Origin of the sequence: Streptomyces sp. NPDC002176 (assembly GCF_044903645.1) — a bacterium.
Taxonomy (GTDB): domain Bacteria; phylum Actinomycetota; class Actinomycetes; order Streptomycetales; family Streptomycetaceae; genus Streptomyces.
In genome coordinates this window covers 886,780-913,173 of sequence record NZ_JBJDQW010000002.1, presented here as the reverse complement: position 1 = coordinate 913,173, position 26,394 = coordinate 886,780, and the positions used below count along the sequence as shown (strand labels likewise).

Here is a 26,394-nt window from a genome sequence, read left to right as displayed (position 1 = left end):
GCTGCCAGAGCAGTGCGGCGACTGTACCCGGCGGTATGCGGGCGCGACAATCTTCCGCTGGTTTCATGTGGACGGGAAACGGGCATTCGGCCGTGTTTCGGGGTTCGCGGGACGCGAGTTTGGCCCTGTGTTCGAGAAGTGTTCGAGAATCTGTGACGCTGTGTCATCCCTGGGAAGGCTGTGACAGGGCTGTCAGCCACTTCGTGTACCAGGTGTGGAAGTCGCGGGCCAAGGGAGTGAAGCCGCCCCAGTCGGGGTCGAGGAACCAGATCTCCCCGGCGCGCGGACCGTTCAGGACGAGGCGGACGTACATTCCGCAGCCCTCCTCCGCCAGCAGCAGGGTGCCCCGCGTCAGCGTGTCGGCGGCGGTGCCGAGGCGGCCGGGCGCGGGCCCGGTCAGCGGGAACGGCGAGGCCAGGCGTCCGGGGAGCCGGTCCCGCGCCCACTCGCCGTCCACCGCCCAGTCCTCGTCGGCCTCGGGGCGCGGGGTGGTCAGCGGCAGCAGACCGTGGGCCGGACCGGCGGGGCCGTCGCCCACCTCGGCGACGAAGGAGCGGTACGACGGGGGCAGTTCGATGCCGTGGCCGGTCTCGAAGGCGCGGATCTCCGGCTCCGGCAGCGGGGGCCGCAGATCGTAACGGTGTGTATCCGCCCCGAAACGCTCCCTGGCCCGGTCGCGCGCCGCGGCCTCCCGTAGGCGTGCCCGCACGGCGGTCCGGTCCCAGGTCGTCATGGGGTCGAATCTAACGAGGTCGGGCGACCTGTTGTGGGCGGAGCTTCTCAGGCGACCGTGAGGCCGCCGCCCTCCTGCCGCCTCATGGCGGACTCGGAGTCGAGCGCCTCCCGTATCCCCGCCGCCACGGTGGGGTGGACCGGCAGGGCGAGGTGGCCGATGCCGCTCACCCGGATGTTGTGCGCCTCCAGGTCGGGGTGGTCGACGCAGGCCGCCTCCAGCGGGGCCATCACGGAGTCCAGGTCGCTCCAGAAGCTCACGAACCGCGTACGGCAGCCCGGCGCCGGACGGGCCAGCTCCTCGATGACCGGCGAGTCGGGGCGCATCTGCCGCACGATCGGGTGCGCGTTGGCCAGCGGAACCGCGCGTGTCCCGCTGTGCGGGGTGCCCAGGGTGACCACGGTGCGCACTCGGACGTCACCGCCCAGACACTGTGCGTAGTACCGGGCGATCAGGCCGCCGAGGCTGTGCCCCACGATGTCCACCTGGGCGCTGCCGGTGCGCTCGCAGATCTCCTCCACATGCCTGCCCAGCAGCTCGGCCGCGGTGCGGATGTCGCAGGTCAGCGGGGAGTAGTTCAGTGACTCCACCCGCTGCCTGCCGTGCTGGGCGAGGCTGCGGCGCAGCAGGACGAACACCGAGCGGTTGTCGATGAAGCCGTGCAGCAGCACGACCGGCGGCCCGGTCGGGACAGGGAGCCTCGCCGTGCCCGCGGGCGCGGGAAGGGCGGCCTGGCGGCGCTCCTGGATGAGGCCGGTCGGGTACAGCAGCACGTGACCGGCCAGGATCGCGGCCTCCAGCGCGGTGGCCTTCACCAGCGTCACGGACACGGAGGCCAGACTGCCGGGCCACAGACGCCTGCAGATCGGGAGGAAGAGTGGCAATACCCCGGTGACCTTCATTGGCCGACCTCCTGTCGGCACGCGGGGGGCGGCTCTGTCCCCCGCGTGCCCTCATGTCCCACCATGTGATTTCCCCCTCGCCGGGTGCCGTGAAACAGTCCGCTGCGGGATGCTGGGGATAACGTTCGTTCACTTCACGACAGGTGGCGGAACGTGCCAGGTGTGCGGTACTTGTCGGTACGGGACGGAAGCGGCCGCTTCCGCAGTCCCTTGATGGTGGTCGCTTGATGGAGGCAGTGATGGGTGTGGCAGCCGGTCCGATCCGCGTGGTGGTGGCCAAGCCGGGGCTCGACGGCCACGATCGCGGGGCCAAGGTCATCGCCCGCGCGCTGCGTGACGCGGGCATGGAGGTCATCTACACCGGCCTGCACCAGACGCCGGAGCAGATCGTCGCCACGGCGATCCAGGAGGACGCCGACGCGATCGGCCTGTCCATCCTCTCGGGCGCCCACAACACGCTCTTCGCCGCGGTCATCGACCTCCTCAAGGAGCGCGACGCCGCCGACATCCTGGTCTTCGGTGGCGGCATCATCCCGGAGGAGGACATCGCGCCGCTGCGCGAGAAGGGTGTCGCCCAGATCTTCACGCCCGGCGCGACCACCACCTCCATCGTGGAGTGGGTGCGGAAGAACGCGCGTCAGCCCGCCGCCTCGGGCTGAACCCTCCTCACGGACCGGTCCTGTCGGCCGGGACCAGCTCGCCCGCCATCGCCGCGCGCAGCCGCAGGGTGGTGGCCAGCCGCTGGAACGCCTCCGCCCAGTAGCCCCCGGCGCCGGGGGAGGCGTCCGCCCGCTCGTCCGGCACGGCGAGCAGGCTGTCGAGCCGGGCCGTCTCCGCCGGGTCGAGGCAGCGCTCGGCCAGGCCCATCACCCCGCTGAAGCTCCACGGGTAACTGCCCGCCTCCCGCGCGATGTCGAGAGCGTCCACGACCGCGCGGCCCAGCGGCGCCGTCCAGGGCAGCGCGCACACCCCGAGCAGCTGGAACGCCTCCGAGAGGCCGTGTCCGGCTATGAACCCGGCCACCCACGCGGCCCGTTCGTCCGCCTCCAGCGCCGCCAGCAGCTTGGCCCGGTCCGCCAGGGACACCGCGCCGGGGCCGCCCGCCTCCGGCGCCGACGGCGATCCCAGCAGCGCCCGCGCCCACCGGGCGTCCCGCTGCCGTACGGCCGCACGGCACCAGGCGGCGTGCAGTTCGCCCTGCCAGCCGTCCGTCACGGGCAGCGCCACGATCTGTTCCGGCGTACGCCCGCCCAGCCGGTCCGGCCAGGTATCGAGCGGTGCCGCCTCCACCAACTGGCCCAGCCACCAGGACCGTTCACCCCGGCCCGTCGGTGGTCTGGCGGTCACGCCGTCGCGCTCCATGTCCGGGTCGCAGGCGGCGGGCGCCTCCACGACGATCGCGGCCGCGCTGCCGGTGTGGTCCAGGGCCACGCAGGTCGCGGCCCGCTTCGCCATCCGCGCGGCGAGCGCCGAGCCGGGCAGCGTGGACAGCAGCTCGGCCGCCGTCGCCCGGACATTGCGGCTGCGGTCGGCGAGCGCCTGCTCCAGGAAGGGCTCGTCGTCGGCCGCCAGGCCCGCCCGCAGCGAGTCCAGGAACATCAGCCGGTCCTCGGCCCGCTCCTGCGCCCAGGTCCCCGCGAGCAACTCCCGTGCGGCGGAGGGTGTTCGGGTGCGGAGGGCGGTGAGCAGGGCGACCCGTTCCGCGAAGAGGCCCTCCTGCCACAGTTGTCGTATCCCCTCGTCGTCCTCGGCGCCGGGCAGGGCCGAGGTGCCGCCGGACGCCGCGCGCTGGGCGAACCGCCAGTCCGGGTTCAGCCGGGCCAGCCACAGGGCCCGTGCGCCCGCGAACTCCAGGGCGGCCGGGCGGAGATCGGTACGGGCGCGGGCCGCGTCCAGCAGGGCGGGCACCGTCTGCGGGGGTGCCGCGTAGCCCTGGGCGTTGGCCGCCGCCAGCCACTGGGGGAGGAGTTCGGTGAGGTCGGGGGTGCTGCCGCGGCGGCCGCCGCCTCCTCCGCCGGGGCGGTCGGCCAGGAGGAGGGTGAGGCGGTGGGCCGCGGCGGGCGGGAGTGCGGGGCGGGTGTCCTCGGGTGCCGGGTCCGGCCGGGTGCCCGCAGGTCCGGGGCGCAGCCCGGCCCGCCGCTGTACGGCCGCCATCGCGGCGGCGTCCAGCAGGGCGGCCGGGGCCTCACGTCCGGCGGGTTCGGCGGGGGAGAGGGGGCGGCGGTCGGTGCCGAGGAGGGCGGTGGTGAGGAGATCGTCCCAGGTGGGCGTGGTCATGGGGGTCCCTTCCGGGCGGATCTTCGGGGCGGGCGGGGTGTTCAGCACAGGGTCACCGGCTCGGCCGTCCCTTCCGCCCACGCCGTCAGGGGCGTGAAGCCTCGGTGGCCGCACTCGCCGAACACCTTGAGCGGTGTCCCCCCGGCCAGCGCGACCAGGCGCCACAGGCCCGGACGGGTCAGGAACGACGAGGTCAGTGGCAGGGCGGTGTCCGCGTCCGCGTCGGCGTCGGCCAGGTGCCAGGAGCCGGTGGCGTCGTCCGGGACGGGTATGACCGCGTCCAGGGTGACCGGCACCGACTCCAGCCAGGGGTCTTCGCGGAGCGCCTCGCCGTAGGAGGTCAGCGCCCGGGTGGTGGTGAGGCCGGGCGGGCGGGAGGCGGCGGGGGCCGCCGGGGCGTGCCGCTCGCCGAGGGCGGCCCGCGGTCCCGCGCCGGGGTGGTCGGACAGGTCCGCGTCCAGGGACAGGCCGACCGGGAGGGAGAGTTCGGGGGCACGGCCCGCCGCGCCGAAGGAGAGGAGCAGCCGGGTGTGGCCCGAGGCCGCGCCGTGCAGCCAGATACGGCGGGTGGTCAGCTTGCCGTCGGCCGTGTCGTACTGCGCGAGCACCTGCCAGTGGTCGCGCACCGGTGGCCCGTCCGCCGAGGTGGGCAGGCCGAGGCGGGTGCGGACCGTGGCCGCGAGGGCGTCCGGGAGCCGCTCACGGTGCAGCCAGCCCTGGTCGAGCAGGTGGAGCAGGGCGCACTCCTCCAGCAGCCGGGCCGGCCAGCCCGCACCGGACCCCGGTATGGCCCCCAACTCCCGCACCCGCGAGGCGAGTCCGGGGGCCTGGGCGTCGATCATGCGGGCCGCCGTCTCCTCCCAGAGCCCGTACCCCGCACGCTCGGCCGAGGCCAGGCCGTCGCGGAGCAGGTCGGCGAGGCGGCGCTCCAGCTCGGTGGCGCCCGCGGTGACCCGTTGGTCCCGCCGCTCCGCACGTCGGCGCGCCGCCTCGGGATCGGCGGCCGGACCCGCCTTGTCCCGCTCCTTCTTCATCTCCGCCCGCCCGCGTCTGCCCGCGAGCCACTGCTCGGCCCAGTCCGGCACCGTGTCCGAGACGGGCACCGCGCTCTCGTCCCCCGCCCGGAGCAGCAGCAGCCCCAGCGCGTGCTTGCAGGGGAACTTCCGGCTCGGACAACTGCATTTGTACGCGGGCCCGGCAGGGTCCGACAGGTCCACCACCGTCTGGTACGGCTTGCTGCCGCTCCCCTTGCACAGACCCCACACCGCCCCCTCCTGGCCGCTGCCCGCACCGGACCACGGCCCCGCCACACCCAGTTTGCTTCCCGCTTTGCGCGACGACGCGTCAGGCGCCAGAGCCAGCACCTGTTCCGCAGTCGGGCGCACCCCCTGCTGAGTCATGCCAACGACGTTAGAACCTGCCACTGACAATCGGTCATGCGAGCGCGTTCACGCAGGTCAGGGCGATTGTCAGTGGGGTGCTGCATGGTGGATGCCAGATGACCCACGGCCGAGCTGGAGGGGGCCTCAGCCATGACTGTGTCCACAGAACCCACGAACGTCGAACCGATCCCGAACCAGGCGCCGCAGACGTTGCGACCGCATGCCGAAGACGCCTTCGCGGCCGAACTCACCGCGCTGGCCGCGCAGGACGACCGGCCGCGCCCGGCCCGCTGGAAGCTGTCGCCGTGGGCGGTCGCCACCTATCTCCTCGGCGGCACCCTGCCGGACGGCACCGTGATCACACCCAAGTACGTGGGCCCGCGCCGCATCGTCGAGGTCGCCGTCACCACGCTGGCCACCGATCGCGCCCTGCTCCTGCTCGGCGTGCCCGGCACCGCCAAGACCTGGGTGTCGGAGCACCTCGCGGCCGCCGTCAGCGGCGACTCCACCCTTCTCGTGCAGGGCACCGCGGGCACCCCGGAGGAGGCGATCCGGTACGGCTGGAACTACGCCCGCCTGCTCGCCCACGGCCCCAGCCGCGAGGCCCTCGTGCCGAGCCCCGTCATGCGCGCCATGGCCGAGGGCATGACGGCGCGGGTGGAGGAGCTGACCCGGATACCGGCCGATGTGCAGGACACGCTGATCACCATCCTGTCCGAGAAGACCCTGCCGATCCCGGAGCTGGGCGAGGAGGTGCAGGCCGTGCGCGGCTTCAACCTCATCGCCACCGCCAACGACCGCGACCGGGGCGTCAACGACCTCTCCAGCGCGCTGCGCCGCCGCTTCAACACCGTGGTGCTGCCGCTGCCGGAGAGCGCCGACGCCGAGGTCGACATCGTCAGCCGCCGCGTCGACCAGCTGGGCCGCTCGCTCGACCTGCCCGAGGCGCCCGAGGGCCTGGACGAGATCCGCCGGGTCGTCACCGTCTTCCGCGAGCTGCGCGACGGCGTGACCACCGACGGCCGCACCAAGCTGAAGTCGCCGAGCGGCACCCTGTCCACGGCGGAGGCCATCTCCGTCGTCACCAACGGCCTCGCCCTGGCGGCCCACTTCGGCGACGGTGTGCTGCGCGCCGGGGACGTCGCCGCGGGCATCCTCGGTGCCGTGGTCCGTGACCCGGCCGCCGACCGGGTCGTCTGGCAGGAGTACCTGGAGACGGTCGTGCGCGAGCGGGACGGATGGACGGACTTCTACCGGGCCTGCCGGGAGGTGAGCGCGTGAGCGAGTCCCCGCCCCCGGCCGGGGCGTTCGAGGCGGGCCCGCTGCTGCTGGGCGTCCGGCACCACGGGCCGGGCTCCGCGCGGGCGGTGCGGGCCGCGCTGGACGCCGCCGCGCCCGCCGTCGTCCTCATCGAGGGCCCGCCCGAGGCCGATCCGCTGATCCCGCTGGCCGCCGACCCCGGCCTGCGTCCGCCGGTCGCCCTGCTCGCCCATGCCGTGGACGAGCCCGGCCGCTCGGCGTTCTGGCCGCTGGCCGAGTTCAGCCCCGAGTGGGTGGCGATCCGGTGGGCCGTCGAGCGGGGCGTCCCGGCCCGCTTCATCGACCTGCCCGCGACCCACACGCTGGCCTGGCAGGAGGACACCGGCGACCCGGACGAAGAGGCGCCGGAGGAAGAAGACGTAGAAGCGCCGGAGGAGGAAGCGGCCGAGCACGCCCGCGTGGACCCGCTCGCCGCCCTCGCCGAGGCCGCCGGGTACGACGACCCCGAGCGCTGGTGGGAGGACGCCGTCGAGCACCGGGGCCCGGGCCGGGACGAGCCGTTCGCGCCGTTCGCCGCGCTGGACGACGCCATGGGCGCCCTGCGGGAGCGGTACGGCGACGGCGGCCGCCCGCGCGACCTGGTGCGCGAGGCGTACATGCGGCTCCAGCTCCGCGCCGCCCGCAAGGAGTCCGGGGACGCGGTGGCCGTGGTCTGCGGCGCCTGGCACGTGCCCGCCCTCCGCGCGAAGACCACCGTCACCGCCGACCGGGCACTCCTCAAGGGCCTGCCCAAGGTCAAGACCGACCTCACCTGGGTGCCCTGGACCCACCGCAGGCTCGCCCGGTCCAGCGGCTACGGCGCCGGGATCGACTCGCCGGGCTGGTACGCCCACCTGTTCGGCGCGCCGGACCGGCCGGTGGAGCGCTGGCTCACCAAGGTCGCCGGACTGCTGCGCGAGGAGGACCGGATCGTGTCCTCCGCCCATGTCATCGAGGCGGTCCGGCTGGCCGACACCCTCGCGGTGATGCGCGGCCGCCCCCTGCCGGGCCTCACCGAGACCACGGATGCCGTACGCGCGGTGCTGTGCGAGGGCTCGGACGTCCCATTGTCCCTGGTGTACGACCGGCTGGTGGTCGGGGACGTGCTGGGCGAGGTCCCGGAGTCCGCGCCCGCCGTGCCGTTGCAGCGCGACCTGGCCCGGGAGCAGCGTCGGCTGCGGCTCAAGCCGGAGGCGCTGGAGCGCGAGCTGGAGCTGGACCTCCGCAAGGACACCGACGCCGCGCGCGGTCGGCTGCTGCACCGGCTGCGGCTGCTCGGCGTCGGCTGGGGCGAACCGGCCCGCTCGCGCGGGAGCACGGGCACCTTCCGGGAGACCTGGCGGCTGCGCTGGGAGCCGGAGCTGTCGGTACGCATCGCCGAGGCCGGGGTGTGGGGCACCACGGTGCTGGGCGCGGCGACCGCCAAGGCGGAGGCCGACGCGATCGGTGCGCGGGCGCTGGCCGACGTGACCGCGCTGGCCGAGCAGTGCCTGCTCGCCGGGCTGCCGGACGCGCTGCCCGTGGTGATGCGGGTGCTCGCCGACCGCGCGGCCCTCGACGCCGACGTGGGCCACCTCGCCCAGGCGCTCCCCGCCCTGGTCCGCTCGCTGCGCTACGGCGACGTGCGCGGCACCGACACCGGCGCCCTCGCCGACGTCGCGGCCGCCCTCGCGGAGCGCGTCTTCATCGGGCTCCCGCCCGCCTGCACCACCCTGGACACCGACGCCGCCCAGGAGATGCGGGGCCATGTCGACGCCGTGCACGGCGCGGTCGGCCTGCTGTCCGAGACGCTCACCGGGCAGGACGACCTCCGGCCCCGCTGGCGGGCCGTGCTGCGCACCCTGTCCCAGCGGGACACCGTGCCCGGTCTCATCCGGGGCCGGGCGGTGCGGCTGCTGCTGGACGACGGGGTGCTGGAGGCCGAGGACGTGGCCCGGCTCATGGGGCTGGCCCTGTCGCCGGGGACTCCGCCCGGTGACGCGGCCGCGTGGGTCGAGGGGTTCGTCGGAGGCGGCGGGGGAGGGCTGCTGCTGGTGCACGACGAGCGGCTGCTCGGGCTGGTCGACACCTGGCTGACCTCCGTACCGGCCGACGCGTTCACCGACGTGCTGCCACTGCTGCGCCGCACCTTCTCGGCGTACGAGCCCGGTGTGCGCAGGACGCTCGGCGAGCTGGTCCGGCGCGGTCCGGGCGGCGGTGCCGGGGCCACGGCCCACCCGGTGACCTCGCCCGGCTTCGCGCCGGAACCCGATGCCGGACGCGCGGACGCCGTGCTGCCGGTGCTGCGTCTGCTGCTCGGTCTGACACCGGAGCAGCGGCCATCGATGGACGACGACCTCGCGGGGGTGGGGGCATGACGAACGGGACGACACGACTCGACGGCGACGCCGAGCGGCTCCGCCGATGGCGGCTGGTGCTCGGCGGCGACCAGGCGGACGGCACCGGGGTCGCGCTGTCCGGCCGGGACGCGGCGATGGACGGCACCCTGACCGCGCTGTACGGCCGGGGCGACAAGGCGGGCAAGAGCCCGGCGGGCCGGGAGCGTTCGGCGGGGCTCGGCGGTTCGGCGCCCTCCGTGGCGCGCTGGCTCGGGGACATCCGCACCTACTTCCCCTCCTCCGTCGTGCAGGTCATGCAGCGCGACGCCATCGACCGGCTCGGGCTGGCCGCGCTGCTGCTGGAGCCGGAGATGCTGGAGGCGGTGGAGGCCGACGTCCATCTGGTCGGCACCCTGCTCTCGCTGAACAAGGCGATGCCGGAGACCACCAAGGAGACCGCGCGGGCGGTGGTCCGCAAGGTGGTGGACGACCTGGAGAAGCGGCTGGCCACCCGCACCCGGGCCACCCTCACCGGCGCCCTCGACCGCAGCGCCCGTATCAGTCGGCCGCGCCACCACGACATCGACTGGAACCGCACGATCGCGGCCAACCTCAAGCACTACCTGCCGGAGTACCGGACGATCGTGCCGGAGCGGCTCATCGGGTACGGGCGGGCCGCGCAGTCGGTGAAGAAGGAGGTGATCCTCTGCATCGACCAGTCCGGCTCGATGGCCGCGTCCGTGGTCTACGCGTCGGTGTTCGGGGCGGTGCTCGCCTCGATGCGGTCGATCAGCACCCGCATGGTCGTCTTCGACACCTCCGTCGTCGACCTCACCGATCAGCTCGACGACCCGGTGGACGTGCTCTTCGGCACCCAGCTCGGCGGCGGCACCGACATCAACCGGGCGCTCGCCTACTGCCAGTCGAAGATCACCCGGCCCGCCGAGACGGTGGTCGTGCTGATCAGCGACCTGTACGAGGGCGGCATCCGGGACGAGATGCTGAAGCGGGTCGCGGCGATGAAGGCGTCCGGCGTGCAGTTCGTGACCCTGCTCGCGCTCTCCGACGAGGGGGCGCCCGCCTACGACCGGGAGCACGCGGCCGCGCTGGCCGCCCTCGGCGCCCCGGCGTTCGCCTGCACCCCGGACCTCTTCCCGGAGGTGATGGCCGCCGCGATCGAGAAGCGCCCGCTGCCCATACCGGACACCGCGTGACAAGCTGGAAGGGGTCACCGGTCGAACAAGTGCACCCCAAGAGGCACGGCGTGTCAGGGAAAACGGCATCATGTGACAGGTATCACCGCTCGGGTGTGACTCGCGATTTAGAGGCCCCCGGCAAGCAGGGATAACCTGCGAGACGGACATGCCGCGCGCTCGGACACCGTGTGCGCACCCCTTGTGACAAGCGGACGTCACGTTGCCCTTCGCGGCACGCCCACGCATCCAACGACCGCGAGATCACTGATAGGGACGGAAGCGCGTGGACCTGTTCGAGTACCAGGCGAGGGACCTCTTCGCCAAGCACGATGTACCGGTGCTGGCCGGTGAAGTCATCGACACGCCTGAGGCGGCGCGCGAGATCACCGAGCGTCTGGGCGGCAAGTCCGTCGTCAAGGCGCAGGTGAAGGTCGGTGGTCGTGGCAAGGCCGGTGGCGTCAAGCTCGCCGCCACCCCGGACGAGGCCGTCGCCCGCGCGACGGACATCCTCGGCATGGACATCAAGGGCCACACGGTCCACAAGGTGATGATCGCCGAGACCGCTCCGGAGATCGTCGAGGAGTACTACGTCTCCTTCCTCCTCGACCGTGCCAACCGCACCTTCCTCTCCATCGCCTCCGTCGAGGGCGGCATGGAGATCGAGGAGGTGGCGGCCACCCGCCCCGAGGCCGTCGCCAAGACGCCGATCGACGCCATCGACGGCGTGGACGAGGCCAAGGCCCGCGAGATCGTCGAGGCCGCCAAGTTCCCGGCCGAGGTCGCGGACAAGGTCGTCAACGTCCTGATCAAGCTGTGGGACACCTTCATCAAGTCGGACGCCCTCCTCGTCGAGGTCAACCCGCTGGCGAAGGTCGCCTCCGGCGAGGTCCTGGCGCTGGACGGCAAGGTGTCGCTCGACGAGAACGCCGAGTTCCGTCACCCCGAGTACGAAGAGCTGCACGACAAGGAAGCGGCCAACCCGCTCGAGGCCGCCGCCAAGGCGAAGGGCCTCAACTACGTCAAGCTCGACGGCGAGGTCGGCATCATCGGCAACGGCGCGGGTCTCGTCATGAGCACCCTGGACGTCGTCGCGTACGCCGGTGAGCAGCACGGCGACGTGAAGCCCGCCAACTTCCTGGACATCGGTGGCGGCGCCTCCGCCCAGGTCATGGCGAACGGCCTGGAGATCATCCTGGGCGACCCGGACGTCAAGTCCGTGTTCGTCAACGTCTTCGGCGGCATCACCGCCTGCGACGAGGTCGCCAACGGCATCGTCCAGGCGCTGCAGCTCCTCGAGGAGCGCGGCGAGAAGGTCGAGAAGCCGCTCGTCGTCCGCCTCGACGGCAACAACGCCGAGCTGGGCCGCAAGATCCTCACCGACGCCGACCACCCGCTGGTCCAGCGCGTCGACACCATGGACGGCGCGGCCGCGAAGGCCGCCGAGCTGGCCCACGCCGCAAAGTAAGCACTCAGGACGAGGACACCAACACACCATGGCTATCTGGCTCAACAAGGACAGCAAGGTCATCGTCCAGGGCATGACCGGCGCCACCGGCATGAAGCACACCAAGCTCATGCTGGGTGACGGCACCGAGGTCGTGGGCGGCGTCAACCCGCGCAAGGCGGGTCAGACCGTGGACTTCGACGGCACCGAGGTACCCGTCTTCGGGACCGTCAAGGAGGCCATCGAGAAGACCGGCGCGAACGTCTCGGTCATCTTCGTGCCCGAGAAGTTCACCAAGGACGCGGTCGTCGAGGCGATCGACGCCGAGATCCCCCTGGCCGTCGTGATCACCGAGGGTATCGCCGTGCACGACACGGCCGCCTTCTGGGCGTACGCGGGCAAGAAGGGCAACAAGACCCGGATCATCGGCCCGAACTGCCCCGGCATCATCACGCCGGGCCAGTCCAACGTCGGCATCATCCCGGGCGACATCACCAAGCCGGGCCGCATCGGCCTGGTCTCGAAGTCCGGCACGCTGACGTACCAGATGATGTACGAGCTGCGTGACCTGGGCTTCTCCACCGCCGTCGGCATCGGTGGCGACCCGATCATCGGCACCACGCACATCGACGCCCTGGCCGCGTTCCAGGACGACCCCGACACCGACCTGATCGTGATGATCGGTGAGATCGGTGGCGACGCCGAGGAGCGCGCGGCCGCGTTCATCAAGGACAACGTGACCAAGCCGGTCGTCGGCTACGTCGCGGGCTTCACCGCGCCCGAGGGCAAGACGATGGGCCACGCCGGCGCGATCGTCTCCGGTTCGTCCGGCACCGCCCAGGCGAAGAAGGAGGCCCTCGAGGCCGCGGGCGTCAAGGTCGGCAAGACCCCGACCGAGACGGCCAAGCTGGCGCGGGAGATCCTGAGCGCCTGACGCTCGGTCCACCCTTCGGGCAGCACACCGCGGGCCCGTCCCCTTCGTGGGGGCGGGCCCGCCGCTGTTTTCCGGCGCCGGGGATCAGCCGGGTGACGGCAACAGCCGTTCCGGGCCGTTGCCCGACTCGCCGCGGAGCTTGGCGCGCAGCGTCAGCTCGGTCTTCGACAGCGGGCCGAGAGCGGGGGCCCGCGGCACGCCCCGCACGGCCTGGGCGGGGGCGATGGGCGCCTCGTAGTGCGTGGGCGCCGTGCGCAGGGTGAGGCCGGTGGCGCCGATGATGGCGACGGTGAAGGCGATGGCGGCGCGGGTCCAGAAGACGTTGCGGCGCTCGCCGCCGGTGCGGACGGTGTTCGGGGCGTCGGCGCGGAGCCGTTCCGTGGCGGCGAGTTCGGTCAGGCGCCGGTGCAGGGCGGCCGGGTCGGCCAGTTCCGGGACCTGTGCGGCGACGGCCTCGCGGGCGCGGGTCAGCCGGTTCGCCGCCGCCGGGGTGCTCGCCTCCGTCTCGGCCGCCGTCTCGGGCAGGTCGAGGCCGACGCCGTCGTAGAGCACGAGGGTGCGGCGGTAGGAGGGCGGGAGCCGTAGCAGCGCGTTCAGCAGGGCGCGCGCGGACGGGTCGGCGGGTGGGGGCTCGGGGGTGCGGTGGCGGGGGCGGAAGCCGTGCCAGGGGGAGAGGGCGTACTCGTACGCCGTCGCCCGGACCCAGCCGCCGGGGTCCCGGTCGCGGGCCACCTCGGGCCAGCGCTGCCAAGCCGCCTGGAACGCCCGCTCCACCGCCTCGCGGGCCAACTCCCGCCGCCCGGTGAGCAGATAGGTCTGCCGTACCAGGGCGGGGGCGCAGAACGCGTACAGCGCGTCGAACGCCTGATCAGGGGTCAGGGAGGGTGCGGTACTTCGGGTCACGGCTCACCCCTCTGTGTGAAAAGGCACATAAACACATATTGGGCGACACTTCCGGGGTTCGCCTGTTACGCCGGGAAAGCGCGTGTCGTTGGGAGCATGGCGGGCGTGATGCAGCTGACACTCCGTCGCATGTCGTCGTCCCTGCGGTCCCGGATGCGCGACCGTTCACCCGGCCTCGGGCCCGCGCTGGCGGGCGGTGCGCTCGCGGCCGGGCTCGGGCTCGGCGCGTGCGCGGCGCTGGTGATGGTGCTGTGGGTCAGTTCGCCCTACCCGGACAGCGGGCCAGGCGGCGCGCTGCATGTCGCGGCCGCGCTGTGGCTGCTGGCCCACGGGGTCGAACTCGTCCGCGCCGACACGCTCTCCGGGGTGCCCCAGCCGGTCGGGCTGACCCCGCTGCTGCTGCTCGCGCTGCCGGTCTGGCTGGTGTACCGGGCGGCGCGGGACGCCACGGACGCGTCCGACGAACCCGACGGCCCGCCGCCGGTTCCCGCGCGTACGGCGTGGACGGGCGTCGTCCTCGGCTACCTCGCCGTGGGGGCCGCGGCCACGCTGTACGCCTACGGGGGTGAACCCCGGCCCGAATGGCCCTGGGTGACGGTCTGTCTGCCGCTGCTCGTCGGGGGCGCCGCGGGCGTCGGTGTCTGGACGGGCAGCGGACGGCCGCACCCGCCCCTCTCGTCCCGCCTGCCGCACTGGGTACGCGGGGACGCGCTCGGTACGGCGGCCCGCGCGGCCGGAGCGGCCACGGCCGTGCTCACCGGGGGCGGGGCCCTGCTGCTCGGCGCCTCCCTGGTCTGGCACGGGGACACCGCCCGGCTGGCCTTCACCCAGCTGACGGAGGGCTGGACCGGACGGTTCACGGTGCTGCTGCTCACCATCACGCTGATCCCCAACGCGGCGGTGTGGTCGGCCTCCTACACGCTCGGCCCCGGCTTCGCGCTCGGCGCCGGGCACATGGTGCACCCCCTCGCCTCGGACCCGGCCCCGCTGCTGCCCCCGTTCCCGCTGCTCGCGGCCGTTCCCGACGCGGGCCCCGGCACCCCGCTGAACTGGGCGGTCGCCCTGGTGCCGGTCGCGGCCGGGGTGACCGCGGGCTGGTTCGTGGCGTCGGCGGCCGTGACCCCGGCCCGGCCCTGGCTGCACTGGTCGGCGTGGCGGACCCTGGGCGTCCTGGCGCTCGCCGCCCTGCTCGGCGCCGTCGCCCTCACCCTGCTCGCCGAACTGTCCGGCGGCCCCCTGGGCGGCTCCGCCCTCTCCCGCTTCGGCCCCTACGGCTGGCAGACCGGCCCGGCGGCCGCGCTCTGGCTCCTCCTCCTGGGCACCCCGGTGACCCTCACGGCACGCGCCTGGCGCCTGCACACCCTCCGCCGCACCGGCGCCCTGCCGCCCCGCGGACGGCGCCCCGCGAAGAAGTCCGGGCCGACCGCGGCGAAGGCGTCCCGGGCGGCGGAGACCCCGAGGCCCGCCGAGCCCACCCCGGAAGCCGAGAAGGACGAGCTGTACGACTTCCTGGAGGACCCCCGCGACACCGACGACCTGACCGCGCCGCGCACCCCGAAGACCCCGGAAGCGGAACCGGCCGACACCTCGCCGCAGCAGGCCCCCGACGACCCCGAGGCGGCACCCCGCGACCCGGAGCCCGCCGAGGTCCTGACCCCGTCCGGAACCCCGGAAGCCCCCGACGACACCCCGGACCCCTCCAGCTGAGCCCGGCCGGTCGCCCTAAGAGTTCGCCGACCCCAGCACGCCCCGCAGGTTCTTGGGCAGCATCTGGTCGCAGGACTGCTTCGACTGCTGGGTCAGGGCGTCGTTCACGCACGTGTAGTAGTCGCGGTAGACCAGCTGGACCGTGAAGACCGCGCCGACCAGGACGAGGGCGAGGGCCGCGGTGACCATCCCGGCGATGGCCGCCGTGGTCTGCGGGCGGACGCCCTGAGGGGCGGCGGGCTCGTCGGGGGAGGGAGTGCGGGGCTTGGCCCGCAGGGAGCTGCCGCCCCAGTAGAGGGCGAGGGCGCCCAGCAAGAGGGAGACGTACGGCCAGCCGAGGAGGACGAAGAAGACGGCCCACATGCCGGACAGCAGCGCGTACCGCGCGCGGCGCTGGGCCGGGTCGGTGGGGTCCCAGCGCTGCTTGCTCGTACCGCCGCCGCCCGGGCCCTCCGGACCCGCGCCGGGGCGCTCGCCGAAGCCGCCGGGGGCGCGGCCGGGCTGGCGGTCGCTCCACTGGCTGCCCCAGCGCGAGTCCCCGGAACCGTCCTGGCCCTCGTGGCCCTCGGGGTGACGCGGGCGCCAGGGCTGGTCGGGGCGGTCCTCGGGCGGGGGCGCGTACGGGTTGTCGTCCTTGCGGTCACCGCCCCGGTCGTCGTCGCCGCCGGACGGTGCCTGGGGCGGCGAGGTCGGCCGCTCCCGCAGCAGGAAACCGCCACGCTCGCCCTCCTGGCCGGGCTGCGGCGGGAACGTGAGGAGTCGCGGGCTGCGATCGGGCATCAAAGGAGCGTCTTCCCCTAGGTGAATCAAAGTCCGACGTGAGCTGTCATCCCGTGAACGCGTCGCACGGCGACCGCGTTCCCGAGCCGGCTCCCCCCGAACGCTACCTTCCGGCCACGCACCCGTCCCGTGGGGGCCGTCCGGAGTGCCGGTATCGTTGCTGGCGGCCGGGCGCTTCGTAGACTTCCCCGTATGGCGGGACGCGAAGCATTCGTAGAACCCTACAAACGCCGGCCGGACACACCGCCGTCCCGAGAAAGGGCCCCATCGTGGCCGCCATCCCCGCCGGTCCAGCGGTCCGGCGACTCGTCGTGCTGGTCTCCGGTTCCGGCACCAACCTCCAGGCCCTGCTGGACGAGATCGAGCGCGTCGGAGCCGAGGCGTACGGCGCGCGGATCGTCGCCGTGGGGGCCGACCGCGACGGCATCGAGGGGCTGGCCCGCGCCGAGCGCGCCGGGCTGCCGACCTTCGTGTGCCGGGTGAAGGATCACGCGACCCGCGAGGAGTGGGACGCGGCCCTCGCCGGGGCGGTCGCCGCCCACCAGCCGGACCTGGTGATCTCGGCCGGGTTCATGAAGATCGTCGGCAAGGAGTTCCTGGCCAGGTTCGGCGGGCGGTTCGTCAACACCCACCCGGCCCTGCTGCCGAGCTTTCCGGGGGCCCACGGCGTACGGGACGCGCTCGCGTACGGCGCCAAGGTCACCGGCTGCACCGTCCACTTCGTCGACGACGGCGTCGACACCGGGCCGGTCATCGCGCAGGGCGCGGTGGAGATCCGGGACGAGGACGACGAGAGCGCGCTGCACGAGCGCATCAAGGACGTCGAGCGAAGGCTGCTCGTCGAGGTCGTGGGGCGGCTCGCCCGCAACGGCCATCGCATAGAGGGACGAAAGGTAGTTATCCCGTGACCGCCACCGCCGAGAGCACCAAGCGGCCCATTCGCCGGGCGCTCGTCAGCGTCTACGACAAGACCGGCCTGGAAGACCTCGCGCGCGGGCTGCACGAGGCCGGGGTGGAGCTGGTCTCCACCGGGTCCACCGCAGGCCGTATCGCCGCCGCGGGCGTCCCCGTCACCAAGGTGGAGGAGCTGACCGGCTTCCCCGAGTGCCTGGACGGCCGGGTCAAGACCCTGCACCCCAAGGTGCACGCGGGCATCCTCGCCGACCTGCGCCTGGACAGCCACCGCGAGCAGCTGGACGAGCTGGGCGTCACGCCGTTCGACCTGGTCGTGGTCAATCTGTACCCGTTCCGGGAGACGGTCGCCTCGGGCGCCTCGCCCGACGAGTGCGTGGAGCAGATCGACATCGGCGGCCCGTCCATGGTCCGCGCCGCCGCCAAGAACCACCCCTCGGTCGCCGTGGTGACCAGCCCCGAGCGGTACGCCGATGTCCTCGCCGCGGCCCAGGAGGGCGGCTTCGACCTCGCCGCCCGCAAGCGGCTCGCCGCCGAGGCGTTCCGGCACACCGCCGCGTACGACGTGGCCGTGGCCGACTGGTTCGCCACCGAGTACGCCCCGGTCGACGACTCCCCGTTCCCCGACTTCCTCGGCGCCACCTGGGACCGCGCGCACACCCTGCGCTACGGCGAGAACCCGCACCAGCCCGCCGCGCTGTACGTCGAGCCGGGCGCGAACGGCCTCGCGCAGGCGGAGCAGCTGCACGGCAAGGAGATGTCGTACAACAACTACACGGACACGGACGCCGCCCGCCGTGCCGCGTACGACCACGACGAGCCCTGTGTGGCGATCATCAAGCACGCCAACCCGTGCGGCATCGCGGTCGGCGCGGACGTGGCCGAGGCGCACCGCAAGGCGCACGCCTGCGACCCGCTGTCCGCGTTCGGCGGGGTCATCGCGGTGAACCGGCCGGTCAGCAAGGACATGGCCGAGCAGGTCGCGGAGATCTTCACCGAGGTCATCGTGGCGCCGGACTACGAGGAGGGCGCCCTCGAGGCCCTCGCCCGGAAGAAGAACATCCGGGTGCTGAAGGCCCCGCAGGGTCCCGCCGCGACCGTCGAGATCAAGCCGGTCGACGGCGGGGTGCTGGTCCAGGAGGCCGACCGGCTCCAGGCCGACGGCGACGACCCGGCCAACTGGACGCTGGCCAGCGGCGACGCGCTCTCCCCGGCCGAGCTGGCCGAGCTGGCGTTCGCCTGGAAGGCGTGCCGTGCGGTGAAGTCCAACGCCATCCTGCTCGCCAAGGACGGCGCCTCGGTCGGCGTCGGCATGGGCCAGGTCAACCGCGTCGACTCCTGCAAGCTGGCCGTCGAGCGGGCGGGCGAGGAGCGGGCGCGGGGTGCCTTCGCCGCCTCCGACGCGTTCTTCCCGTTCCCCGACGGGCCGCAGATCCTGATCGACGCCGGGGTGCGCGCCATCGTGCAGCCGGGCGGCTCCATCCGGGACGAGCAGGTCGTGGAGGCCGCCAAGGAGGCGGGCGTGACCATGTACTTCACCGGTACGCGGCACTTCTTCCACTGAGCGGACGTACGCCGAGGGCCGTGTCACACCCGGGTCGGGTGCGGCACGGCCCTCGGTCGTACGGCGTGCGTTCTACGGCGTGCGTGCGCGCGCGGTCAGTCCGCGGTCAGTTCTTGTGCACGACCACGGTGTTCGCGGCCTTGTCGTGCCAGCCCTGCAGCCGCCCCGAGTTGTCCCAGAACGGGGACAGGTAGACGAGGAGCTGGCCGAGGCCGCAGCTGACGTAGCCCGCGGCGGTCGGGATGATCCAGCGGACGAAGGACTTGAGCAGACCGGGCTTCTGGCCGGTGTCGGCACGCAGGACGCGGATGCCGACGGCCAGCTTGCCCAGGGTCGCGCCGACCAGGCCGACCATCAGCCACTCGTACAGCAGGGTCGCTATGCCGAACATGAGCGCGATCGGGACGATCTTGCTCATCATCCCCGTGCTGGCGTCGTTCATGCAGGTCTCGTACGCGGTCGAGGCCGGGTCGCAGTCCTGGGCCGAGCTGGCGAAGCTCGCGATGCCGCCGCCCACCACGATGAGGTAGATCACGAACATGATCGCGAAGTCGATCGAGCGGGCGCCGAAGCGGCGGCCCATCGACGCCTGGCGCGGGCCGGGGCCGCCCGGGTGACCGAAGCCCGGCTGCTGCGGGTAGCCGTAACCGGGCTGCTGCGGGTAGCCGTAGCCCTGGGGCGGGACGCCGCCGCCCTGCGGGTAGCCGGGCTGCGGGGGGACGCCCTGCGGAGCCTGCGGGTAGCCCGGCTGCTGGGGCTGGCCGTAGCCCTGCTGGGGGTCCTGCGGCTGACCGTAGGGGTTCTGGGGCGAGCCGAAACTCATGGCTGATTTCCTCCGTTGGACCTGCGGGGACGACACGGAACGCACGGAGGAACGTCAAGATCTGAGCGGTTTGCCCCCCACCGGACCGCGATGTACGCGCCGATCATCGTTGTGGAGCCGCAACTCCTTGTCCAGCCACATTCCCGATGTGTTGTGCAAGTGCAACATCAACGATCATCGCCGGACATCTGGGACGCGACGGTGGCGGAGCCCACGCGGACCGGATTGGAACCGGGGGCCGGTCATCCGCGAGGATGGGGGCATGACCGCCCAGATTCTCGATGGCAAGGCCACCGCAGCAGCGATCAAGTCCGATCTGACCGCCCGCGTGGCGGCGCTGAAGGAGAAGGGAATCACGCCCGGCCTCGGCACCGTCCTGGTCGGTGAGGACCCCGGCAGCCAGAAGTACGTCGCGGGCAAGCACCGTGACTGCGCCCAGGTCGGCATCGCCTCCATCCAGCGCGAACTCCCGGCCACGGCCACGCAGGAGGAGATCGAGGCGGTCGTCCGCGAGCTGAACGAGGACCCCGACTGCACCGGCTACATCGTCCAGCTCCCGCTGCCCAAGGGCATCGACGAGAACCGCATCCTCGAGCTGATGGACCCGGAGAAGGACGCCGACGGCCTCCACCCGATGAACCTCGGCCGCCTGGTCCTCAACGAGCCCGCCCCGCTGCCCTGCACCCCCAACGGCGTCCTCACCCTGCTGCGCCAGTACGGCGTGGAGACCAAGGGCGCCGAGGTCGTGGTCGTCGGCCGCGGTGTGACCATCGGGCGCTCGATGCCGCTGCTGCTCACCCGGCGCAGCGAGAACGCCACCGTCACCCAGTGCCACACCGGCACCCGTGACCTCGCCTACCACCTCAAGAAGGCCGACATCGTCATCGCGGCCGCCGGTGCCGCGCACCTGATCCGCGCCGAGGACATCAAGCCGGGCGCGGCCGTGCTGGACGTCGGTGTCTCCCGCAACGCCGAGGGCAAGATCGTCGGTGACATCCACCCGGACGTCGCCGAGGTCGCCGGGTGGATCTCCCCGAACCCCGGTGGCGTGGGCCCGATGACCCGCGCCCAGCTGCTGGTCAACGTCGTGGAGGCGGCGGAGCGCCGTGCCGGCTGAGGATTCCGGGGAGCCGCAGGTGCGGGACGCGATCAGCGCGCCCGACGCGCAGGGGCGCACCAGGCGCATGACCCGGCGCTTCCCGCTGTTCACCAAGGACACCGCGCGCCCCGAGGGCGGCGGCCGGGCCGCGGCCGGTGACGCCCCGGCGCCCGCGCGGCAGTGGCCCATCCTCGTCGTGCTCTCCTCGGCCGGTCTCGGCCTGCTGCTGATCGCCTTCGACCTGACCCGGGTCGGCCTCCTGCTGATCGGCGCCGCGCTGCTGGCGGGCGGCGCCCTGCGCTGGACGCTCCCCGGCGTCGGCATGCTGGCCGTCCGCTCCCGGTTCACGGACATCGTCACCTACGGGGTGCTGGGCCTCGTCATCGTGCTGCTGGCCCTGATGGTCCAGCCCGAACCCTGGCTGCAGCTCCCGTTCCTGAAGGACACCCTGCACTTCACGGTGGCCAACTAGCGCTCCGCGCAAGGCCGGTGGCTCCCCCCCACCCCCGATCGGGGGCGAGCCACCGGGACTTCACCCTGGCTGCCGTCGTGTGTGCCGGGCAACGCCTGTCCGTGCGCTGTGGCACGGAGGTGACCGTTCCGCCACCGTGTCCGCGCCCTGCCACAAGCCGCTCGATCGGCGCCGGAACAGGGGCAGTTCGCCGGATACGCCGCGAAGGTGCCCCTCCCTCGGGCATCGTGGAGCGGGGGCGGTGGCGTGACGCGGGGAGGCGTCGCGGTGCCCGCCAGGGGAGTGACCAGGGGGGAGCCATGGCTCGTTGGAAAGCGCTGCCGGACGATCTCGATCCGCAGATCGGGGAGTTCACCGGACAGCTGCGGCGGCTGGTGGACCAGGGGGGTCTGAGCGTCGCCGCGCTGGCCGACCGCACCGGGTACAGCAAGACGTCCTGGGAGCGGTATCTGAACGGGCGGCTGCTCGCGCCCAAGGGGGCGATCGTCGCGCTCGCCGAGGTCACCGGGACCAGCCCGGTCCACCTCACCACGATGTGGGAGCTGGCCGAACGCGCCTGGAGCCGCGCGGAGATGCGGCACGACCGCACCATGGAGCAGCTCCGGATCACCCAGGCCCGCGCCGAGCTGGGCGACTTCGGCGGGGCGCGGGCGGAGGCGTCGGGCGGCGTCCGGACCGCACGCGCGGGGACGGGGACGGCCGGTGCTCCGCCGGTGATCCCGCCCAAGCCGAGGGCGGGGGAGGGGGACGCGCGGGACGCGGGGCCTCCGCGCCCGGTGACCGACGAACCCCGTGGGGGCAGGCGCAGGCTGCTGCTCTTCCTCGCGGGCGCCGTCGCCGCGGTCGTCGTCATCGGCGGCGTCCTCCTGCTCACCGGCCGGGGTGGCGGGGGCGGGAAGCCGGACGCGGCCGGCTCCCCGGCGCCGTCCGCCACGAGCGCCGCCGATCTCCCGCCCGGTGTGAAGTGCGCGGGCTCCGGCTGCACCGGCAAGGACGCCGAGGCCATGGGGTGCGGCGGCGACCTGGTGACCACCGCCAGGACCGCCGCCGTCGGCGCCGCCACGCTGGAGGTCCGTTACAGCAGGACCTGCGGCACCGCCTGGGGCCGGATCACCGGCGCCGTTCCGGGCGACCAGGTGCGCATCACGGCGGGCGGCACGGAGCAGCGGGGCGACACCGCCGCCGGGGACACCTTCGCGTACACGCCGATGGTCGCCGTCGGCGGCGCGGGCGAGGCCGAGGCGTGCGTGACCCTGGCGGCCGGGCGGACCGGCTGCACCAAGTAGCGCGGGCGTTTTCGGTGCGGTACGCATGGGACGCCGAAACCGGGGCACGCGCATGTGTACCCCCCCCACGGGAGTCCGGCGATCCGGTACCCCCACCGGCGGTCGCCTTCGTCCTCCTCTCCCGGACGGGCGGCCGCCGCCGCCGTATGGGGGCGGCGGACCCGCGAAGTCGCGCTGTGGGGCGGGCCACAGGGCCCCGGACGTCCGGCATGCCGGATGCGCGATAGCCTGACCGCTGATCTCTCTTGACGCCAAGAGATCGATCATCCGCCCGGGGCAGCGACGCCCCACCGCCAGCTGTCCTACGGAGAACGCCATGACCCGCACTCCCGTGAACGTCACCGTCACCGGCGCGGCCGGCCAGATCGGTTACGCCCTGCTCTTCCGCATCGCCTCCGGCCAGCTGCTCGGCGCGGACGTGCCGGTCAACCTCCGCCTCCTCGAGATCACCCCCGCGCTCAAGGCGGCCGAGGGCACGGCCATGGAGCTGGACGACTGCGCGTTCCCGCTGCTGAACGGCATCACGATCACCGACGACCCGAACGTCGCCTTCGACGGCACCAACGTCGCCCTCCTCGTCGGCGCCCGCCCGCGCACCAAGGGCATGGAGCGCGGTGACCTCCTGGAGGCCAACGGCGGCATCTTCAAGCCGCAGGGCAAGGCCATCAACGACAACGCCGCGGACGACATCAAGGTCCTCGTCGTCGGCAACCCGGCCAACACCAACGCGCTCATCGCGCAGGCCGCCGCCCCGGACGTACCGGCCGAGCGCTTCACCGCGATGACCCGCCTCGACCACAACCGCGCGCTGACCCAGCTGGCGAAGAAGACGGGCACCCCGGTCTCCGAGATCAAGCGCCTGACGATCTGGGGCAACCACTCCGCCACCCAGTACCCGGACATCTTCCACGCCACGGTCGCGGGCAAGAACGCCGCCGAGGTCGTGAACGACGAGCAGTGGCTGGCCGACGACTTCATCCCGACCGTCGCCAAGCGCGGTGCCGCGATCATCGAGGCCCGCGGTGCCTCGTCGGCCGCCTCCGCCGCCAACGCCGCCATCGACCACGTCTACACCTGGGTCAACGGCACCGCCGAGGGCGACTGGACCTCCATGGGCATCCCGTCGGACGGCTCCTACGGCGTCCCGGAGGGCCTGATCTCGTCCTTCCCCGTCACCACCAAGGACGGCAAGTACGAGATCGTCCAGGGCCTGGACATCAACGAGTTCTCCCGCGCCCGCATCGACGCCTCGGTGCAGGAGCTGGCCGAGGAGCGCGACGCGGTCCGCGGTCTCGGCCTCATCTGAGCCCCGCACGCAACGAGTGACGGGCCCCCTCCGGTCTTCCGGACGGGGCCCGTTCCCGTGTCCCGACTACTCCAGACCGCGCTTGCCCGGCGCCCAGAACGGCTTGGTCAGGACCGAGCGCCGGTCCCAGCCCGCGTCCCGCAGCACATGCCGTACCGCCTGCACGGTGCGCGCCTCACCGGCGACGTAGGCCACCCCGCCCGGCGCCGGGGCCAGGCGGCCCACTGCCTCGGGCAGCGGGACCTCGCCGCGCAGCACCCAGTCGAGCCGTCCCGCGTGGGCCAGCGGGAGCCGGTCGGCCGCCGTGTCCGTCTCGACGCAGCCGGACACCCGGGCCCCGGCGGGCAGCGCGGCGAGCATCGCGCCGAACGCGACGGACGCCGTCTCGTCCCCGACGAACACATGGTGCGCGGCGTCCGGGCGCAGCGTGAACGAGCCCTCCGGCTTGCCGAGGCGCACCTCGTCGCCGACCGCGGCCGCGCGTGCCCAGCGGGCGCCGGGCCCGTCCCCGGCGTGGTCCAGCACGCACAACTCGACGGCGCCGGACGGCTCGTAGCGCCACACCGAATAGGTGCGCCGGGTGAGCGTGGTGCCCACCAGGACCCGGACCTGCTGGCCGGGCAGCACGTCGAGCCCGGCCAGCGCGTCGCCCTCGATCCGCAGGCGCCGCATCCGCGCGGTGAACCGTTCCACGGCGGTCACGGTGCCCCGGAGCATCAGCAGATCGAGGACGGGGTTCAGCAGCGCGGGCATGCACGGCTCCTAGAAGTGGACAACTCGGTTCTACCGGACCAGAGTTGATCATCGGTGGGGGGAGGGCGATGCTACGCGCTCCGGGGCGGGCAAGCGCACGGGGCGGGTACGGTTCCGGCCGCCCCGGTGAGACCGCCGTAGCGCGGATTCGGGTTTCCTGACCGGCCGTCACCCCTCTATGCTCAGCGCTCGTCCGCTCACCGGTGGACGAGGGACTTCCATGCATCGGGGGATGGCATGAGCAGTGCTCACGTGCCGCCGCAGACGAAGCGGGCCGCGGCCGAGGGGGCGCCGGTCGATCCGCCGCCCACCCCGCCCCACGCGAGCGAGGCGACCCGGCTGCTGTGCGCGGGCGTCTATCTGGACTCCGGCTACCGGGACCGCGTCATCGAGGAACTCCACCTCAACGAGCAGCGGATCGTGGCGCCTTCGTTCGGTTTCGACGCGGCCCGGGTGCTCGCGCACGCGCTGCGGGCCCGGCGGCAGGAGCTGGTCTGGGCGGGCGTGATCGCCGCGCTGTGGCTGGTGGGGATGCCGCTCAGCGGCGGCCTGCTCGCGCTGTACCTGTGGCCCAGCATCTGGCTCGCGCTCGCCCCGTGGCTGCGCGGACGGGCCGCGCGGCCGCCGCTGTACCGCGCGGCCCTCGCCTTCCTGGCGCGGTGGTGGGGGCGCGCGTGGTTCGCCGTGCTGTTCGCCCTCACCGTGTTCTCCGCGTTCGGCGGGGGTGTGGCCGACGAGCCGACCTACGATCCCTACGGCTACAGCAGCCCCGAGGACTTCTCCGACTCGCTCACCCCCGCCGTCGAGGTCTGGCAGGGGTGCTTCACGCTCGTTGTGCTGGCGCTGATCGCGCTGTGCGTACACGCCCAGCGCACCCAGTTCAGCCGGGCCCTGGCCGCCGAACTCTCCCCGCGGCGCTTCCCGGACGCCACCGCCGACCCCGCCGAGCAGGGGCCGGGCCCGCGCTTCCAGCGGCTCAGGCAGCGCATCCGGCTGGAGCAGCACGCCCCGCTGGTCATGTACCACGAGGCGCGCCCCTTCTGCGGGGCCGGAGACGCGTACGACACCTGGGTGCTCGCCGTGGAACTCAAGCCGGACGAGCTGACGAAGGAGCGGCAGCCGCTGAGCAACCGGGCGATCCTGGAGAAGATCCGCCCCCGCCTGGAGCAGCTGCGGGTCCCGGCCGAGTACGCGGGCCCCGGCGTCCGGGACCGGCTGCGCAGGCTGGAGATCGACGAGTGCGTGTTCCTCCCGGCGGAGGGGCTGCGCACCCGCGACCAGGCGCCGTACACCCCCGAGGCGTTCGAGGAGCACCGGGCGCGGGCGGTGGAGGAGGGCGCCGAGAAGCGGCGGCACTTCCTGCGCGTCCGGGTCGGCGGCTGGGACGAGGAGCTGGTCGTCACGGTCTACATCCGCGTCCACACCCAGGGCGGCATGCTGATGCTGGAGATCGCCCCGCATGTGCTGACGCCGGTGCGCGAGGACTTCAAGGAGGCCGACCGGATGGCCCACCGGTTCCGCCACAACAACTCCCTCGGCAAGGCCGCCACCGCCCTCGTCCTGGTACCGGGCTCGGCGGGCCGGGCGTTCGCCCAGCTGGGCCGGGGCCTGACGCACGGCTGGCGGCTGCTGACCGGCGGCTACGCGGGCGCCCTGCCCGACGGCCCCGCCCTCTCGGTGCGCGAACTGGGCTCCACGCCCGTCGGCTCGCTGTTCCAGGAGATGGACGTGGCCCGCTATCTGCGCGGCGTGCAGGACCGGGTGGCCGACGGCGTACGGTCCGCGCTCGCCGAATCCGGCTACCAGACCGGCGAGTTCGTCCGGAAGATCGTCAACATCCGCAACGGTGACGTGCACATCGGCCGGGTCGAGGGAAGCACCTTCGCGGTCGGCAGCCACGCCTCCGCCACGGGCGCGCCCGCGCCGCAGAAGGGAGCCGGGACATGACCGGTCAGGAGCCGAACGTACGCATCGGGGACGTGTCGGGGAGCACCTTCGCCATCGGCAGCCACGCGCACGCCGAGAGCCACCAGCACGGCTCGGGCGATCCAGGCGACCAGGAACTCCTGCTTGCGGTACGGGAGTTGCGGGCCGACCTGGAGCGGGTGCGGGGCACCGAGCAGACGGCCGCGCTGGACGCGGAGCTCGCCGAGACCGAGGCCGAGATCGCCCGCACCGGCCAGGCGGGCCCCACCCGCCGGGAACGCCTGCGGCAGCTGCTGGACGACTCGCAGGCCCTGCTGAGCGTGCTCGCCTCGGCGGGCGCCGTCGCGGGCCTGCTCGGAATGTGACCGGAAGACCAGA

22 protein-coding genes and 1 pseudogene are annotated in these 26,394 nt (G+C 73.4%); 15 read left to right on the top strand and 8 right to left on the bottom strand.

Annotated elements, in window-relative coordinates; genetic code table 11:
- Nucleotides 1-163 precede the first annotated feature (163 nt).
- On the bottom strand, nucleotides 164-733 hold the full coding sequence (locus tag ACI2LY_RS12425; protein WP_404707113.1) for an SMI1/KNR4 family protein: 570 nt from the start codon (nucleotides 731-733) through the stop codon (nucleotides 164-166).
- Between the two features lie 47 nt (nucleotides 734-780).
- Nucleotides 781-1,635, bottom strand: a complete 855-nt coding sequence (locus tag ACI2LY_RS12420) for an esterase/lipase family protein (protein WP_404707112.1) — start codon at nucleotides 1,633-1,635, stop codon at nucleotides 781-783.
- Between the two features lie 239 nt (nucleotides 1,636-1,874).
- On the opposite strand from ACI2LY_RS12420, the gene ACI2LY_RS12415 reads away from it, so the two are divergent.
- Entirely contained in the window at nucleotides 1,875-2,294 is a 420-nt protein-coding gene (locus ACI2LY_RS12415) for a cobalamin B12-binding domain-containing protein (protein WP_404707111.1), read from the top strand.
- Nucleotides 2,295-2,301: 7 nt separating this feature from the next.
- On the opposite strand, the gene ACI2LY_RS12410 is transcribed toward ACI2LY_RS12415, so the two are convergent.
- Both ACI2LY_RS12410 and ACI2LY_RS12405 read right to left on the bottom strand, forming a co-directional pair.
- Nucleotides 2,302-3,912, bottom strand: coding sequence for a DUF5691 domain-containing protein (locus ACI2LY_RS12410; RefSeq protein WP_404707110.1), 1,611 nt, complete (start codon nucleotides 3,910-3,912; stop codon nucleotides 2,302-2,304).
- Between the two features lie 41 nt (nucleotides 3,913-3,953).
- Nucleotides 3,954-5,312: an SWIM zinc finger family protein gene (locus ACI2LY_RS12405; RefSeq protein WP_404707109.1), complete on the bottom strand. Its 1,359-nt coding sequence runs from the start codon at nucleotides 5,310-5,312 to the stop codon at nucleotides 3,954-3,956.
- A 132-nt stretch (nucleotides 5,313-5,444) separates the two neighbouring features.
- On the opposite strand from ACI2LY_RS12405, the gene ACI2LY_RS12400 reads away from it, so the two are divergent.
- From ACI2LY_RS12400 to sucD, 5 genes are all read left to right on the top strand, one after another.
- Complete coding sequence (locus ACI2LY_RS12400) at nucleotides 5,445-6,575, top strand: AAA family ATPase (RefSeq protein ID WP_404707108.1); 1,131 nt, start codon at nucleotides 5,445-5,447, stop codon at nucleotides 6,573-6,575.
- Nucleotides 6,533-8,950, top strand: a complete 2,418-nt coding sequence (locus tag ACI2LY_RS12395; RefSeq protein ID WP_404707107.1) for a DUF5682 family protein — start codon at nucleotides 6,533-6,535, stop codon at nucleotides 8,948-8,950. Before ACI2LY_RS12400 ends, ACI2LY_RS12395 begins: the two co-directional genes overlap by 43 nt.
- Nucleotides 8,947-10,125 carry a VWA domain-containing protein gene (locus tag ACI2LY_RS12390; protein ID WP_404707106.1) on the top strand — a complete coding sequence of 393 codons (1,179 nt, stop codon included), beginning with the start codon at nucleotides 8,947-8,949 and terminating at the stop codon, nucleotides 10,123-10,125. Before ACI2LY_RS12395 ends, ACI2LY_RS12390 begins: the two co-directional genes overlap by 4 nt.
- Nucleotides 10,126-10,390: 265 nt before the next feature.
- Nucleotides 10,391-11,572: an ADP-forming succinate--CoA ligase subunit beta gene (gene sucC, locus ACI2LY_RS12385; protein WP_393914872.1), complete on the top strand. Its 1,182-nt coding sequence runs from the start codon at nucleotides 10,391-10,393 to the stop codon at nucleotides 11,570-11,572.
- A gap of 28 nt (nucleotides 11,573-11,600) precedes the next feature.
- On the top strand, nucleotides 11,601-12,485 hold the full coding sequence (gene sucD, locus ACI2LY_RS12380) for a succinate--CoA ligase subunit alpha (RefSeq protein WP_030811903.1): 885 nt from the start codon (nucleotides 11,601-11,603) through the stop codon (nucleotides 12,483-12,485).
- 84 nt (nucleotides 12,486-12,569) lie between these two features.
- Here sucD and ACI2LY_RS12375 read toward each other — a convergent pair.
- Nucleotides 12,570-13,364: pseudogene (locus ACI2LY_RS12375) on the bottom strand (RNA polymerase sigma factor); the annotation flags it as partial.
- A gap of 153 nt (nucleotides 13,365-13,517) precedes the next feature.
- Here ACI2LY_RS12375 and ACI2LY_RS12370 point away from each other — a divergent pair.
- Nucleotides 13,518-15,095, top strand: a complete 1,578-nt coding sequence (locus ACI2LY_RS12370) for a DUF6350 family protein (RefSeq protein WP_404707105.1) — start codon at nucleotides 13,518-13,520, stop codon at nucleotides 15,093-15,095.
- 15 nt (nucleotides 15,096-15,110) lie between these two features.
- On the opposite strand, the gene ACI2LY_RS12365 is transcribed toward ACI2LY_RS12370, so the two are convergent.
- Nucleotides 15,111-15,875, bottom strand: coding sequence for a hypothetical protein (locus tag ACI2LY_RS12365; RefSeq protein ID WP_404707104.1), 765 nt, complete (start codon nucleotides 15,873-15,875; stop codon nucleotides 15,111-15,113).
- Nucleotides 15,876-16,144: 269 nt separating this feature from the next.
- Here ACI2LY_RS12365 and purN point away from each other — a divergent pair, with 269 nt between their 5' ends.
- Both purN and purH read left to right on the top strand, forming a co-directional pair.
- The gene (gene purN / locus ACI2LY_RS12360; protein WP_393914876.1) at nucleotides 16,145-16,783 is read left to right on the top strand and encodes a phosphoribosylglycinamide formyltransferase; all 639 of its coding nucleotides are present in this window, start codon (nucleotides 16,145-16,147) and stop codon (nucleotides 16,781-16,783) included.
- The gene (gene purH, locus ACI2LY_RS12355; protein ID WP_404707103.1) at nucleotides 16,780-18,351 is read left to right on the top strand and encodes a bifunctional phosphoribosylaminoimidazolecarboxamide formyltransferase/IMP cyclohydrolase; all 1,572 of its coding nucleotides are present in this window, start codon (nucleotides 16,780-16,782) and stop codon (nucleotides 18,349-18,351) included. Before purN ends, purH begins: the two co-directional genes overlap by 4 nt.
- Nucleotides 18,352-18,457: 106 nt before the next feature.
- Here purH and ACI2LY_RS12350 read toward each other — a convergent pair whose 3' ends face one another.
- On the bottom strand, nucleotides 18,458-19,174 hold the full coding sequence (locus ACI2LY_RS12350) for an RDD family protein (protein WP_404707102.1): 717 nt from the start codon (nucleotides 19,172-19,174) through the stop codon (nucleotides 18,458-18,460).
- A gap of 262 nt (nucleotides 19,175-19,436) precedes the next feature.
- Between ACI2LY_RS12350 and ACI2LY_RS12345 the strand changes: the two genes are divergently transcribed.
- The 4 genes from ACI2LY_RS12345 (at nucleotide 19,437) to ACI2LY_RS12330 (ending at nucleotide 23,337) form a co-directional block, all read left to right on the top strand.
- Nucleotides 19,437-20,291, top strand: coding sequence for a bifunctional methylenetetrahydrofolate dehydrogenase/methenyltetrahydrofolate cyclohydrolase (locus tag ACI2LY_RS12345; protein ID WP_404707101.1), 855 nt, complete (start codon nucleotides 19,437-19,439; stop codon nucleotides 20,289-20,291).
- A complete protein-coding gene (locus tag ACI2LY_RS12340; RefSeq protein ID WP_404707100.1) occupies nucleotides 20,281-20,745 on the top strand; it encodes a DUF3017 domain-containing protein in 465 nt (154 codons plus the stop codon). The genes ACI2LY_RS12345 and ACI2LY_RS12340 overlap by 11 nt, the downstream gene beginning before the upstream one ends.
- 317 nt (nucleotides 20,746-21,062) lie before the next feature.
- Nucleotides 21,063-22,031 carry a DUF2690 domain-containing protein gene (locus ACI2LY_RS12335; RefSeq protein WP_404707325.1) on the top strand — a complete coding sequence of 323 codons (969 nt, stop codon included), beginning with the start codon at nucleotides 21,063-21,065 and terminating at the stop codon, nucleotides 22,029-22,031.
- Between the two features lie 316 nt (nucleotides 22,032-22,347).
- The gene (locus tag ACI2LY_RS12330) at nucleotides 22,348-23,337 is read left to right on the top strand and encodes a malate dehydrogenase (protein ID WP_135783754.1); all 990 of its coding nucleotides are present in this window, start codon (nucleotides 22,348-22,350) and stop codon (nucleotides 23,335-23,337) included.
- A 66-nt stretch (nucleotides 23,338-23,403) separates the two neighbouring features.
- On the opposite strand, the gene ACI2LY_RS12325 is transcribed toward ACI2LY_RS12330, so the two are convergent.
- Complete coding sequence (locus tag ACI2LY_RS12325) at nucleotides 23,404-24,090, bottom strand: siderophore-interacting protein (RefSeq protein WP_393914881.1); 687 nt, start codon at nucleotides 24,088-24,090, stop codon at nucleotides 23,404-23,406.
- A 237-nt stretch (nucleotides 24,091-24,327) separates the two neighbouring features.
- Here ACI2LY_RS12325 and ACI2LY_RS12320 point away from each other — a divergent pair, with 237 nt between their 5' ends.
- Entirely contained in the window at nucleotides 24,328-26,037 is a 1,710-nt protein-coding gene (locus tag ACI2LY_RS12320; RefSeq protein WP_404707099.1) for a hypothetical protein, read from the top strand.
- The gene (locus ACI2LY_RS12315; RefSeq protein WP_404707098.1) at nucleotides 26,034-26,381 is read left to right on the top strand and encodes a hypothetical protein; all 348 of its coding nucleotides are present in this window, start codon (nucleotides 26,034-26,036) and stop codon (nucleotides 26,379-26,381) included. The genes ACI2LY_RS12320 and ACI2LY_RS12315 overlap by 4 nt, the downstream gene beginning before the upstream one ends.
- The last annotated feature ends 13 nt before the right edge of the window (nucleotides 26,382-26,394 follow it).